At 53.4% G+C, this 13,864-nt stretch carries 10 protein-coding genes; 9 read left to right on the top strand and 1 reads right to left on the bottom strand.

What is annotated here, in order from left to right:
• Positions 1–77: 77 nt before the first annotated feature.
• Positions 78–1,829, bottom strand: a complete 1,752-nt coding sequence (locus ACX93W_RS05870; RefSeq protein WP_459391365.1) for an Rqc2 family fibronectin-binding protein — start codon at positions 1,827–1,829, stop codon at positions 78–80.
• 399 nt (positions 1,830–2,228) lie between these two features.
• Here ACX93W_RS05870 and ACX93W_RS05865 point away from each other — a divergent pair, with 399 nt between their 5' ends.
• From ACX93W_RS05865 to priA, 9 genes are all read left to right on the top strand, one after another.
• Positions 2,229–5,009 (top strand): calcium-translocating P-type ATPase, SERCA-type, encoded by a 2,781-nt coding sequence (locus ACX93W_RS05865; protein ID WP_459391364.1) that lies wholly within the window; start codon positions 2,229–2,231, stop codon positions 5,007–5,009.
• A 244-nt stretch (positions 5,010–5,253) separates the two neighbouring features.
• Positions 5,254–6,084 (top strand): diaminopimelate epimerase, encoded by an 831-nt coding sequence (gene dapF, locus ACX93W_RS05860; RefSeq protein ID WP_459391363.1) that lies wholly within the window; start codon positions 5,254–5,256, stop codon positions 6,082–6,084.
• Between the two features lie 85 nt (positions 6,085–6,169).
• On the top strand, positions 6,170–7,987 hold the full coding sequence (locus ACX93W_RS05855) for a bifunctional homocysteine S-methyltransferase/methylenetetrahydrofolate reductase (protein WP_459392019.1): 1,818 nt from the start codon (positions 6,170–6,172) through the stop codon (positions 7,985–7,987).
• A gap of 212 nt (positions 7,988–8,199) precedes the next feature.
• A complete protein-coding gene (gene remA / locus ACX93W_RS05850; protein ID WP_005548256.1) occupies positions 8,200–8,460 on the top strand; it encodes an extracellular matrix/biofilm regulator RemA in 261 nt (86 codons plus the stop codon).
• A 19-nt stretch (positions 8,461–8,479) separates the two neighbouring features.
• Positions 8,480–9,091 (top strand): guanylate kinase, encoded by a 612-nt coding sequence (gmk, locus tag ACX93W_RS05845; protein ID WP_459391362.1) that lies wholly within the window; start codon positions 8,480–8,482, stop codon positions 9,089–9,091.
• A 16-nt stretch (positions 9,092–9,107) separates the two neighbouring features.
• Positions 9,108–9,317, top strand: coding sequence for a DNA-directed RNA polymerase subunit omega (rpoZ, locus tag ACX93W_RS05840; protein WP_068684013.1), 210 nt, complete (start codon positions 9,108–9,110; stop codon positions 9,315–9,317).
• A 270-nt stretch (positions 9,318–9,587) separates the two neighbouring features.
• Positions 9,588–10,112 (top strand): YfiT family bacillithiol transferase, encoded by a 525-nt coding sequence (locus ACX93W_RS05835; protein ID WP_459391361.1) that lies wholly within the window; start codon positions 9,588–9,590, stop codon positions 10,110–10,112.
• 30 nt (positions 10,113–10,142) lie between these two features.
• Complete coding sequence (coaBC, locus tag ACX93W_RS05830; RefSeq protein WP_459391360.1) at positions 10,143–11,363, top strand: bifunctional phosphopantothenoylcysteine decarboxylase/phosphopantothenate--cysteine ligase CoaBC; 1,221 nt, start codon at positions 10,143–10,145, stop codon at positions 11,361–11,363.
• Complete coding sequence (gene priA / locus ACX93W_RS05825; RefSeq protein ID WP_459391359.1) at positions 11,360–13,840, top strand: primosomal protein N'; 2,481 nt, start codon at positions 11,360–11,362, stop codon at positions 13,838–13,840. The genes coaBC and priA overlap by 4 nt, the downstream gene beginning before the upstream one ends.
• Positions 13,841–13,864 lie beyond the last annotated feature (24 nt).

Genomic DNA, 13,864 nt, shown 5'->3' with positions numbered 1-13,864 from the left:
TCTCAAAAAAGGGATGATGCCCATTACCTGACCGCAGGTATCGGCATCATCCCTTTTTGTGTTTTCGAGAAGGAGCATTACGCCTTGATTTCGGAAGCAAGGCCTTTCAATCGGCTTTCGTCAGGCGTAATAAAGAGGGTTTTTTGATTGTCGTAAATAACAAAACCGGGTTTTGCTCCGTTTGGCTTGCGAACATGCCTGACCTGGGTATAATCCACGGGCACCATGCTGGATGCTTTGGCTTGGCTGTAGTGGGCTGCCAGCATGGCGGCCTCCTCCAGAGTCGCATCGCCGAAGCTGTTGCCCCGAATGACGACGTGGGAGCCGGGAATATCTTTGGTATGCAGCCACGTATCGGAAGCGGAAGCAAGGCGGTTAGTCAAATATTCGTTTTGGGTATTGTTTTTGCCGACATAAACGGGAATGCCCTCCGAAGATGTATAGCATAAAAGAGAAGGTTTGCTCGCCTTTTTGCGTTTCGGGCCGCGCTTGTGGCGCTCTCTCATATAGCCTTGCTGGACCAGCTCGTCCCGCATTTCTTCAATATCGCCGAGAGAGGCATTTTCCAATTGCTGCAGCAAGTTTTCAAAATAGAGAATTTCACTATTCGCCATATCCATCTGTTCGTTGACGACGGAAATGCTGTTGCGGTGTTTGGTGTAACGGCGGAAATATTTCTGCGCGTTTTCCGAAGGCGACAGCTGCGGGTCCAGGGCGATCGTTACTTCCGCTCCGTTTTCATCGTAAAAGTTGACCACGGTAACTTCGCTGTCGCCACGATTGATGCTGTGCATATAAGCCGTCAGCAGTTCGCCCAGCACGCGGTATTTCTCTGCGTCCCTCGCTTCTTGCAGCGTGTCCTGCAGCTTTTTGATTTTGAGAACGTTTTTGGCGCGTTCATTCTGGACGAATCGGATCAGATCCGCAGCGCGCTGCTTGACCGTATCGCGTTCCGCTTTGTCCCCGTAGAAATCCTCCAGACACTCGCTAGCCGTTTGAAATGTTTTGACGTCCGAATCGCCAATATGGGTCAGCTCCGTGATGGAGAAAAACGCTTTTCCGCTCCCGCGCTGCGTGGCAATGACTGGCGTGAACTGATGGGTTCTTGCCTGCTCCATCAAGCCGTTGAAGCTGCGCCATAGGGAGGAATGCTCCGGCTGCCCATCGCTCTCCGATGCGCGGTGCACAATTTCCTTCGCCAGGAGCGGGCTTATGCCGCTGAAGACATCCACAAGCGCCTTGTGCATCGGAACCTCTCCGTCTTCTATCGCGTTCAAGCTGTCATGAAGGGAGGACTCGCTGTCAACGGCAAGCGGATCCGTTTTCCCTTGATGCGGCGGCGGAGTATACATACTTCCCGGCAAAATAATGCGATGGCTGCTGATTGCAGGCGTAACGTGATGAATACCGTCATGAATGGTACCGGAGCCGCTGTCCGTCAAAATAATATTGCTGTGCCTGCCCATAATTTCCACGATGATGGTTTTGTGCGAAGTATCGCCGAGCTCGTCCCGATGTCTGATCCCTATATGGATAATCCGCTCTCGTCCCACCTGGGAAACGGCCGTAATAACACCGCCTTCGCAATGCTTGCGGAGCAGCATGCAGAACATAGGGGCTTCCAGCGGGTTGCTGTAAGCCGCATTTGTAAAGTGAACGCGGGGATATGTAGGGTTTGCGGACAGCAGCAGCTTGCCTCCGAAGCCGCCTCCCCGAATGCTCAGAACCAGCTCGTGATTTGTCGGCTGGTGAATTTTATGAATGCGCGCGCCTACGCAGCGCTGAAGCTCGTGTACGATTGCGGCCGTAACAATACCGTCCAGTGACATGTTGCTTATTTCCTTTCTTCTTGCAGTATGACTCTATCATGCCATATTACGGACAAAAACTTAAGTGCCGCTGGGATATTTTATAGGCTGTCCGAATACATTTCCTTATAGGTTGTTCAAAAAGTCCGCTTCCATTGCGGGTCATGCTTGGCGGCATGGTCGGCGCCCGATATGGAATTCAGTCGAAACAAGCGCATGCTTACGAAGGATGTTTCCTCCAGAAACATTGGAGGTCCTCACGTAGCTTCCACTACGCTCCGGTCCTCTATTTCTAGCTTCATTCCATCTTCTCGGCACTGGAAACCGAACTTTTTGAACTTTCATTTTAGGAACAAATTTTCAAACTATTTAATTTGGGAATGTCACCGTAACAGGCAACCTACGGGAGGGAAAGGGATCATGGAGCAAAAAAAGTGGCATCAACTAAGCGCGGAGGAGTTGTCCGAAGCGCTGGGAAGCTCGCTGGATAAGGGGCTGGAAATAGGGCAAGCCTCGGACCTGCTGGCCAAGCAAGGACATAATGAGCTGTCGGAAGGGAAGAAAATATCTCCTCTCGTATTGTTTCTGAATCAGTTTAAAGATTTTATGGTGCTGATTCTGATGGGAGCAACGCTTATTTCCGGCCTGCTTGGCGAATATTTGGACGCCATCACGATTATCGCTATCATCGTCATTAATGCCGTGTTAGGCTTCGCTCAGGAATTCCGCGCGGAGCGCTCTCTCCGGGCCCTCAAGGAGCTTTCGGCTCCGTCCGCCAAAGTATTCCGCGATGGCGAGCTGCGCAGCATCGCGGCACGGGAGCTGGTAGCAGGGGATATCGTCTATCTGGAAAGCGGCGACCGTATTCCGGCGGATATCCGCTTTGTTGAAAGCAACAGCTGCTACGTCGAAGAGTCGGCGCTAACGGGAGAGTCGGTTCCCGTAGGCAAATATACAGAGGCGATTCAAGAAGCGGATTTGCCGCTTGGCGACCAGCGCAATATCGGCTTTATGGGCACGATGCTGACGCGGGGCACGGCCAAGGGGGTTGTCGTGCGTACAGGCATGTCAACGGAAATGGGCAAAATCGCAGAGATGATTCAAGACGCGGTCAGTATGGAAACGCCGCTTCAGCATCGCCTGGAGCAGCTTGGCAAAATATTGATAGCCGTGGCTATTGGACTGACCATCATGGTGGTCGTTGCCGGGATTTTGCATGGACAGCCGGCTTACGGCATGTTTCTGGCGGGCGTCAGCCTTGCCGTGGCGGCCATTCCAGAGGGGTTGCCCGCGATTGTCACCATTGCGCTTGCGCTTGGCGTGCAGCGGATGATCAAGCGCAAGGCGATTGTGCGAAGGCTGCCCTCCGTGGAAACCTTGGGCTGCGCTTCGGTCATTTGCTCTGACAAAACAGGGACCTTGACCCAGAACAAAATGACCGTGACCGCCGTATGGCTCGGCGGCCGCAGCCTGCAAGTAACGGGGGAAGGGTACGAGCCTTCCGGAGGCATTTTTGAAGACGGAAAAGCGCTGGACACCAAGGGAGAGCAGCCGTTAAAGCGGCTGCTGCAGATCGGGGCGTTATGCAATAACGCAAGACTGGTGCGAAGCGAGCAGGAGGATTCGAAAAAACGCAAAGGCAGGGAATCCGCGCCGGAATGGAGCCTAAACGGCGATCCTACCGAAGGGGCGCTTGCCGTCCTGGCAGAGAAGCTGGGCTCCTCCGCCAGGACGCTGGAAAAGCTGTATACCCGGGTTAAGGAATTTCCGTTTGATTCCGAGCGCAAGCGGATGTCGGTTATTTTGGAGCATCAGGGAGGCCGGCTGGTTTGCACCAAGGGGGCGCCGGATTCCTTGATGGAGCTATGCTCGTATGTGCTGTGGGACGGCAAGGTTACTCCGTTTACCTCGACGCTCAAGCGCAAATGCGCCGAGGCGGGGGAAGGGATGGCGCAATCGGCGCTCCGGGTGTTGGGTTTTGCTTATCGCGAGCTTAAATCAAGCGAACGCTGCGAAACGGAAAGCGATGCGGAAAACGGTCTCGTTTTTGTCGGCTTGACCGGGATGATCGATCCGCCGAGACGGGAAGTGAAGGAGGCGATCACCACTTGCCGCAGAGCGGGCATCAAAACCGTCATGATTACCGGAGACCATCAGTTGACGGCGGAAGCTATAGCGGCACAACTCGGCATCATTCCCCGCGGCGGCGTTGCAATGAGCGGCAAGCAGCTTCAGGCGTTAAACGATGATGAGCTTGATCGCGTGGTCGACAACGTATACGTCTATGCGAGAGTTTCGCCGGAGCATAAGCTTCGCATCGTCAAAGCGCTTCAGCGCAGGGGCCATGTCGTGGCAATGACCGGCGACGGCGTCAATGACGCGCCGGCAATCAAGGCGGCGGATATCGGGATTGCCATGGGCATCACGGGTACGGATGTATCCAAGGAAGCTTCATCGCTCATATTGGGCGACGACAATTTCTCTACGATTGCGGCGGCGATCGAAGAGGGGCGCGGCATCTATGAAAATATACGCAAGTTTATCCGCTATCTTTTGGCTTCCAATGTCGGCGAAATTATGGTGATGTTCCTGGCCATGATGGCGGGACTGCCGCTGCCCCTTGTCCCGATTCAGATCCTGTGGGTCAATCTGGTCACGGACGGCCTTCCCGCGATGGCGCTTGGCGTAGACCAGGCAGAAAAGGATCTCATGCAGCAGAAGCCGCGGCAGGCCAAAGAAAATATTTTCGCCAGGCGGCTTGGCTGGAAAATCATTAGCCGAGGCATATTGATCGGCATATGTACGCTAGGCGCGTTCTGGATCACGCTAAAAGAGGTTGGATCTGGTTCGCAGGGGCTGATGACGGCGCAAACGGTGGCATTTGCCACGCTGGTAATGGCGCAGCTGATCCATGTGTTCGATTGCCGCAGCTCCAGATCTATTTTCCACCGCAATCCGTTCCAAAATAAATATTTGGTTCTGGCGGTCTTGTCGTCGCTGCTGCTGATGCTGGGGGTATTGTACATCGATGCGCTTCAGCCTATCTTCAAAACGGTGCCGATTGGCTTCCGGGAATGGTGTCTGGTATTTGTAGCCGCCGGTATTCCATCCTTCGTTATGGGCATCGGAAGCGTTCTGGGCAAACCGGGCAAAGGGAAAAACGCCAAATGGCCTCTGGGTCCCCAGGCTGCTTCCCGCTAAACTAAAAACACCGGTTTCCGAGATAAAGCTGGAAATCAAGCGCCGGGCGTTCACATGCAGCCGGGGGGCGGCATTGTGCCAGCCTCCCGGTTTTTAATGCAAATGTTGATGCAAATTGTGAATAGCGTTTCTTCCTTCTTTAAGGTATGCTAGTAGGAATAATAGAGAGGCGAGATGCACGTTGGATAAGTCTGAAGGCGGGCGTGCAGACTTGCTTGGCAATCGCTGAAGGAGAGGGAACGTAATGAATTTTACAAAAATGCATGGTTTGGGCAATGACTTTATTGTAGTGGCAGGAGAGCGTCAGCTTCCAGAGAACGCATCGGAGCTGGCGCTTGATCTATGCAATCGCTTCTTCGGCATCGGAGCGGACGGTTTGGTTTATATTTTGCCTTCCGACAATTCGGACTTTGCCATGCGAATCATCAATTCCGACGGTTCGGAAGCCGAGCAATGCGGCAACGCTATCCGCTGCGTCGCCAAATATGTTTATGACAATGGTATGACCGACAAAACGGAAATTACAATAAAAACGCTGGGAGCCGGCGTGCAGAAGGTAGACTTGACAGTTGAAAACGGAAAAGTTCAAACTGTTCGCGTCGATATGGGACAGCCGGTGCTGAATGGCCTGCAGGTTCCTACTACCGTAGATGCAGACCCGGTAGTTAATCACCCGATTGAAGTGGATGGAACAACGTTCCATTTTACGGCTGTATCCATGGGCAATCCGCACTGCGTCATCTATGTTGACGACGCGACAAGCTTTGATCTGGAAGCGTGGGGACCCAAGCTGGAGACACATCCCATGTTTCCCCGCCGGATCAATGTAGAGTTTGTAACGGTTAACTCCCGTTCTCAGGCCGACATGCGGGTATGGGAGCGCGGAGCGGGCCCGACGCTGGCTTGCGGCACCGGGGCTTGCGCGACATTGGTTGCATCCGTGCTGACTGGCGTATCGGATCGCAAATCGACGGTATCGCTGAAGGGCGGAGACTTGTTTATCGAATGGAACGAAGAGGATAACCATGTCTATATGACGGGACCGGCCGCAGTCGTATTTTCCGGAAAACTGTAGGGGGAGGGTATTAGGAGAAGTGGAACGTCAGAGAGAAAGTTTGCGCCAGGCGCTTAAAGAACGCATCCTGATCGGGGACGGAGCGATGGGCACTTACCTGTATCAGTTGGGATTTCCGATTGGAGTTTCCTATGAGGAATTAAACGTTCTTCGCCCCGAGGTCATTCAAAATGTGCATCGCCTTTATTATGAAGCCGGAGCGCGGATCATTGAAACCAATACGTATTCCGCCAACCTGGTGAAGCTGGCCAAATACGGCCTGGAAGACCAGATGGAGGCCATCAACCGGGCAGGCGTATCCATTGCCCGTTCGGCTGTAGGGGATGATGCCTTTGTCATTGGCTCCATTGGCTCCGTTCGGGACGGCAAGCTCAATAATGTGCGAACCTCCAAGGTGGAGGAAGCTTATGAACGTCAGATGAGAGCGCTTGTCGAAGCTGGAGCGGACGGCTTGCTCCTTGAAACCTTCTACGATTTGAAGGAAATGAAGCTTGCCCTGTCCATTGCGCGAAAAATCGGAGATATCCCCGTTATTTGCCAATTTGCGGTGGAGGATAGCGGACGCACCCGGGACGGCGTAGCGCTTGCCGATGCGTTCCAGCAACTGAAGAAGCTGGGCGCAGATGTCGTTGGCTTCAACTGCCATAGCGGTCCAAACGGCATTTTGAAAGCGGTAGAATCCATTGATGGTCCCGTTCCTTTGCCGCTGTCGGTATATCCCAACGCCGGGATTCCAGACTATGTTGACGGCAAATACAGTTATTCCGCGGGAGCTCAATATTTCGGGGAATGCGCGCGCCGCTTCGCCGACCGCGGCGTCAAAATTATCGGCGGCTGCTGCGGCACCACGCCGGATCATGTTGCCGCGATGGCTGCGGCGATTGCCGGCTATGCGCCTCAGACGGGGGCTGCCGATCAACGTCCTAAAGCGGCGGTTGCGGAACCTGCCCCACAATCAGCATCAACGGCTGTTGGCGAGTCAGGGACCACTGCAGGCTCTGGCGTGAACGTTCCAACCATCGTGGATCTCGTAAAAGAGCGCCATACGGTTATCGTGGAGCTGGATCCGCCTCGCGACCTCGATATCAGCCGGTTTATGGCTGGAGCAGCGGCATTGAAGGCAGTTAACGCCGATGCGATTACAATGGCTGACAACTCGCTTGCCGTCACTCGTATGAGCAATCTGGCGCTGGGAGCGCTGCTGAGGGAGCAAGTGGATATTACGCCGCTTGTCCATATCGCGGCACGCGACCGCAACCTGATCGGCACACAGTCACATATGATGGGGCTGGATGCGCTGGGAATCAACCATGTTTTGGCTGTAACGGGCGATCCCGCCAGATTCGGAGATTTGCCGGATTCCAGTTCGGTGTATGATTTGACCTCCTTCGAAATGATCCGTATGATCAAGCAGTTAAATGAAGGAACGGCGTTTTCGGGGAAACCGCTGAAGCAAAAAGCGAACTTCATCGTTGGCGCGGCGTTTAATCCCAATGTCAAACATCTGGACAAAGCCGTGCAGCGGCTGGAACGCAAAGTGTCCTCCGGCGCGGATTATATTATGACGCAGCCTGTCTATGATCCCGAGCTGATGGTGCGCATTGCGGAATCCACCAAAAATCTCGGGGTTCCGGTATTTATCGGCATTATGCCGCTAGCCAACGGGCGCAACGCGGAATATTTGCATAACGAAGTGCCCGGCATTCAGCTTTCGGACGAGGTGCGCAGCCGGATGGCGGGACTGGAAGGCGAAGCCGGCCGTGCGGAAGGCGTGCGAATCGCGCAGGAGCTGCTGGATGCGGCGCTGCCTCATTTTAACGGCATCTATTTGATTACGCCGTTTATGTACCATGATATGGCCGTTCAATTAACCCGATATGTGTGGCAAAAAACAAAAAAATAATGGCCGTTTTTTTAAAAGTGACGCTGCCATGTTATTTTTTGCTTGTTCATGGCCCCAAAATCAATTAAAATAGGCATACGAGTCGAAGCATGCGGAAATACGTTTGCTTGTTCGTTTTTTTGTCCAAACTAAAGAAGATATGTATGCGGGTAAGCCGTGGAAGTTGGAAATGGGACAGTTGCGTTCACGACGAACGCGGAGGGGGATCTGGCTTGGCTATAAAGCTGATTAACATCGGATTCGGCAATATCGTTTCGGCGAATCGCATTATTTCTATTGTGAGTCCGGAATCGGCTCCTATCAAACGGATTATTCAGGAGGCGCGCGACCGTCATATGTTGATTGACGCAACCTACGGACGCCGTACCCGGGCTGTCATCATTACGGACAGCGACCATGTAATTTTATCAGCGGTTCAGCCGGAGACGGTTGCCCATCGTTTGTCCACCAAGGATGACGATAACGACGAATAGTACGGGGAGCTTGGAGCAAATGGGATTGTTAATTGTTTTGTCCGGTCCTGCCGGAGTAGGCAAAGGCACGGTATGCACCGCACTGAGGCAACGGATGCCCGAAATCGTTTATTCGGTATCCGCCACCACCAGGCAGCCGAGACAGGGCGAGATAGATGGCGTCAATTATTTTTTCAAATCCAGAGAGCAGTTTCAGGACATGATCAAGCGGGACGCTTTGCTTGAGCATGCTGAATATGTCGGCAACTACTACGGCACGCCGCGTGATTTTGTGGATACTACGCTGGCGAGCGGCAAAGATGTCATTCTGGAAATTGATGTTCAAGGCGCGTTAAAGGTTAAAGATAAGTTTCCTGAAGCGATCTTTATTTTCCTCCTGCCGCCATCGTTTGACGTGTTAAAGGAGCGGATTACGGGACGCGGAACGGAATCCCAGGAAACCATTGAACGCCGCATGAATGAGGCGTCCAGGGAATTGGGTCTTCTTAGCCATTATGATTACGCTGTTACGAACGACGAAATTGATGCGGCATGCGACCGTATCCGCAGCATTATTATTGCAGAGCATTGCAAGGGTTTCCGGGTTATGCCGACTGTAACCCATATGAGAACGGCAATCGAGAAAGCTTGAGTGAGGAGAATGTACAATGTTATATCCGTCCATTGATGAAATGGTGAAAAAGGTTGACAGCAAATATACGTTGGTCGTAGCGGCCTCCAGAAGAGCCCGCATGCTTCGCAACGGTGAAAAAACGGAGCTGGTCAATCCGCGCTCCCACAAGTTTGTTGGTGTAGCGCTGGAAGAAATTTACGGTGACATTGTGCAGGTTGAGACGATCGCCAGCAAGGAAGAGTAACGTCTAGCCTATGACGTTCTTGTGTACCGCAAAGCACAAAGCAGCATGATAAGTGGAAATCCAGAAAAGGGGTGCGCGCTGGCAACAGTAGACACCTCTTTTTTTGTACAAGCGGGAGGTGGGACCATTGACTGAACCAGGAGCCCGTCACGACAAATCCCGGCGTTATGAACTACATATTTGTTACAGCCCGTTAAAGTAAAATTGCAAGTTGCAAAAGTTCGGCAGTAACGGCTCGAAAAATAATCGATCAATCAGGAGGGGTTTGTTATGGATGCTTTGCGTTATCCTATTGGACGTTATCGGTTTGAAGGCATGAATGCCGCGAGACAGGAAAAGTGGATTTCCGAACTGGAGGAGCTGCCTAAGGTGCTGCGGGAAACGATAAGCGGTCTGGATGATTCTCAATTGGATCTTGCTTATCGCAAAGGCGGCTGGTCTTCCAGACAAGTGGTCCATCATCTGGCCGACGCCATTATTAATAACTACAGCCGCTTCAAGCTTGCCTTGACGGAATCCAATCCAACCATCAAACCTTTTGATGAGGAAGCGTGGGCGGCTACTGCCGACAGCCTTCAGGCCCCGACTGATATGAGCATTAGCATGATTGAAGGCACCTGTGCCAGATGGGCGCTGCTTCTTCGTTCTCTGGACCGGGCGGATTTTGAACGCGAATTTTATCATCCCGGAAAAGGGAGACAATTTAAACTTTCCTACTATCTGGGATATGTGACCTGGCATGCCAGACATCATGTTGCCCACATTTCCGGACTTAGGGAGCGCAATAACTGGTAAGACCAACCAGAACGAACAGGAGTTGTCGTCATGATTCAGGGCAAAACCGTGTTGCTGGGCATTACGGGCGGAATTGCCGCCTATAAGGGAGCGGCATTGTGCAGCAAACTGGTACAGGCCGGAGTTAATGTACATGTTCTGATGACCCGGTCCGCAACTCAATTTATTACGCCGCTCACGCTGCAAACATTATCTCGAAATCATGTTTACGTGGATACATTTGATGAGCAGGACCCGTCCGTTGTTTCACATATTCACCTGGCGGATCATGCCGATTTGGCTATTATTGCGCCTGCAACCGCCAATATAATCGGGAAGCTGGCAAACGGTCTGGCAGACGATATGGTCAGCACTACGATGCTGGCCGTTACTTGTCCGGTATTGATCGCTCCGGCGATGAACGTGCACATGTACGAGCATCCTGCTGTTGTGGAGAACATGAATCGGCTGGCTCAGCGCGGAGCGCTGTTTGTTGAGCCGGGAACGGGGCAGCTCGCATGCGGCTACGTGGCCAAAGGAAGACTTGCGGAGCCAGAAGATATTGTCGAGGCCGCAAGGAATCTGTTTGCAAAATCCAATGTTTTGCAGGGGAAACGCGTATTGATTACGGCGGGAGGCACGATCGAGCGTCTTGATCCGGTACGTTATTTGACCAATGATTCTTCCGGCAAAATGGGATTTGCACTGGCCGAAGCCGCAAAGTTGATGGGTGCGGATGTTACGCTCATTGCCGGGCGCACCTCGGGGCAAGCGCCGGCGGGTGTAAACATTGTGCCTGTTGTTTCGGCGCAAGATATGCTGGATGCGGTATTGCAGCGGTTTGACGGGGCGGATATTGTCATTAAAGCGGCAGCTGTGGCCGATTACCGGCCCGTCCAGATCCACCAGGAAAAGCTGAAAAAAACAGGCGATCGCTATCAGCTTGAGCTCGAGCGGACAACGGATATTTTGCAGCTGCTGGGCGAACGCAAGAAAGGACAGCTGCTGGCTGGATTTGCGGCCGAGACGGGAAATCTGGATCATTATGCCATGGACAAGCTTCAGCGCAAAAACTGCGATTTGATCATCGCCAACGACATCGGCATGGCAGGCGCAGGGTTTAACGTGGATACCAACGCAGTGTCTGTTTTTGATGCAGATGGCCTGGTGGAACGGTACCCCGTCATGTCCAAGCGGGAATTGGCCGGACGATTAATGAACATGATGGCCACCAGGCTTGCCTCATCGCCTTTCGGGGGACAAGGTGAATGATTGCCAATGTAATCGTGGATGTGCCGAGCCGGCAGAACGACAGGCCGTTTGATTATTTGGTTCCAGAAGGAATGGAACAATGGATTGAATGCGGCAGCCGCGTTGGTGTTCCTTTTGGGGGAAGGGTGCTACAGGGATTTGTCATTGGGCTGTCTGAATCATCTTCCTTTGACAGCAGCCGGCTCAAGCCGATTGCGGAGTTGCTTGACGCCCTGCCGCCTTTGCTGCCGGATCTGGTAGAACTGTCCCATTGGATGAGCGACAAGTATTGCTGCTCCCGCATTCAAGCGCTGCAAGCGATGATTCCCGCAGCCTTAAAAGGCAAAGAAGAGCGCAAAGTTTCTTTGGACGACTATGTGGAGAGCAGCATTTTGCCGACAGAGCTAGTGGAATGGATCAATGCCTCTGGCGGAACGGTTAAGCTGAATGCATTGCTGGAGAGGTATCCTGAGCATACCTCCGCCGTAAAATCTGCTTTGCGAAGCGGGGGCCTTCAGCAAACATCCGCTATTCGGGACCGTTTGTCCGTCCGCCGGGTATTGACGGTTTTTTTGAACGTTGAACCAGCAGCCGCTGCCAAAGCCGCAGAGGAACTTCCGGCGCGTGCAGCGAAACAGCGCCTTGCGTTGCTTTGTCTTCTTGAACGGGGCGAGCCGATGCCGCTGCAGGAGCTTGCAACCGCATCGGGGTCATCTCCTTCCAGCGTCCGCGCCTTGGCCGATAAAGGACTTGTGGAGTTGCGCGAGGTGGAGAAGTCGCGAGATCCCTATGGCGACAGAAGCTTCGCGGCGACAGAACCACTGCCCCTGACCGAAGGGCAAGACGCTGTTTACGGAACAATCAGAAGGGCGCTCGACGGAGGCAAAGCCCGTACCATGCTGCTGCATGGCGTGACCGGCAGCGGGAAAACCGAAGTTTATTTACAAAGCATCCGGCATTGTCTGGACTCCGGCCGTCAAGCGATCGTGCTGGTGCCGGAAATTTCGTTGACGCCTCAAATGGTGGAGCGCTTCAAAGGCCGCTTTGGCAATGATGTGGCAGTCCTTCACAGCCGGCTTTCCAGCGGCGAGCGTTTTGACGAATGGCGCAAAATCCGCAGCGGCGCCGCGCAGGTGGCGATAGGCGCCCGCTCCGCGATTTTTGCGCCTTTTTCCAGCATTGGGCTTATTATCATTGACGAGGAGCATGAATCCTCCTATAAGCAGGAGGAGAGCCCCAAATACCATGCGCGGGATGTTGCGGTAAGAAGGGCGAATCAACACGGTGCTGCCGTTGTGTTGGGCTCCGCCACTCCATCTTTGGAGACTTATGCGGCAGCCAGCCGGACGCCGGCAGCCGGCGAAGAACCGGCTCTTCTGCCTATGCAGGAGCGGGTTGGAGGCAGGCCGCTGCCTGAGGTTGCGGTTGTTGATATGCGCGAGGAGCTGCGCGAGGGCAACCGGTCCATGTTTAGCCGTAAGCTGCATGCCGCTCTTGCCGAGAGGCTGGAGCGCGGAGAACAATCCGTACTGCTGCTGAACCGAAGAGGTTATTCAACCTTTGTCATGTGCCGCTCATGCGGCTTTACATCGACTTGTCCTCATTGCGATATTTCGTTGACCTTCCATCAAAAAACACGTGTGCTGCGCTGCCACTACTGCGGCCATGCGGAAGGCGCGCCGCTCCAGTGCCCCTCCTGCAAGAGCGAAAACATTCGTTATTTCGGCACCGGCACGCAGCGGGTCGAAGAAGAGTTGTCCAAGCTGTTTCCCGGCATAGCCGTTATACGGATGGATGTGGATACGACAAGTCAGAAGCACAGCCATGAAAAGCTGCTGAAGCAGTTTGGAGAACGAAAAGCTGATGTGCTGCTAGGAACGCAAATGGTGGCAAAAGGCCTCGATTTTCCATATGTAACGCTTGTTGGCGTTATTGCAGCAGATACATCGCTGCACCTGCCCGATTTCCGCGCGGCCGAGCGGACCTTCCAACTGTTGACCCAGGTTGCTGGCAGAGCGGGACGCCATCAGCTGCCGGGGGAAGTTGTTGTGCAAAGTTATGCGCCGGAGCATTATGCCATAACGACCGCGCAGCATCATGACTACGACGCCTTTCTGCGCGAGGAGTTGACGCATCGGGCGTCGATGGGGTATCCGCCTTATTGCAGGCTCGTATTAATAACAATGTCGCACGAACAGCTGCCGCTGCTGGCGTCCGTCAGCGAGGGTTTCGCTGCAGAACTGCGGGCATTGGCCGAGCATGAGGGGCTTTTGGTTCCGCTCTCCGGCGGATTCCCAAGAGCTATCGAAGTGCTGGGTCCCGTCGCCTCTCCCATTGCAAGAATGAAAGATCGCTACCGGTTTCAATGTGTGATAAAATATCGGGGAAGCATCAATATATCTGCACTTGTACGGCTTGCCTTAAAGCCTTTTACAGAAGGAGCGGCGGGCAAAACCGTGCAGTTTAGCGTGGACGTAGATCCACAGGTTATATTATAGAATGAGAACAAAGGATGGTAACGG

The organism is Paenibacillus sp. CAU 1782 (assembly GCF_054551715.1).
This window is presented reverse-complemented; position numbering and strand designations above follow the sequence as displayed.

What these genes read in the sequence shown, in the direction of transcription:
- ACX93W_RS05870 (WP_459391365.1), bottom strand. Translation starts at nt 1,829, where the DNA reads ATGTCACTGGACGGTATTGTTACGGCCGCAATCGTACACGAGCTTCAG.
- ACX93W_RS05865 (WP_459391364.1), top strand. Translation starts at nt 2,229, where the DNA reads ATGGAGCAAAAAAAGTGGCATCAACTAAGCGCGGAGGAGTTGTCCGAA.
- dapF (WP_459391363.1), top strand. Translation starts at nt 5,254, where the DNA reads ATGAATTTTACAAAAATGCATGGTTTGGGCAATGACTTTATTGTAGTG.
- ACX93W_RS05855 (WP_459392019.1), top strand. Translation starts at nt 6,170, where the DNA reads ATGGGCACTTACCTGTATCAGTTGGGATTTCCGATTGGAGTTTCCTAT.
- gmk (WP_459391362.1), top strand. Translation starts at nt 8,480, where the DNA reads ATGGGATTGTTAATTGTTTTGTCCGGTCCTGCCGGAGTAGGCAAAGGC.
- rpoZ (WP_068684013.1), top strand. Translation starts at nt 9,108, where the DNA reads ATGTTATATCCGTCCATTGATGAAATGGTGAAAAAGGTTGACAGCAAA.
- ACX93W_RS05835 (WP_459391361.1), top strand. Translation starts at nt 9,588, where the DNA reads ATGGATGCTTTGCGTTATCCTATTGGACGTTATCGGTTTGAAGGCATG.
- coaBC (WP_459391360.1), top strand. Translation starts at nt 10,143, where the DNA reads ATGATTCAGGGCAAAACCGTGTTGCTGGGCATTACGGGCGGAATTGCC.
- priA (WP_459391359.1), top strand. Translation starts at nt 11,360, where the DNA reads ATGATTGCCAATGTAATCGTGGATGTGCCGAGCCGGCAGAACGACAGG.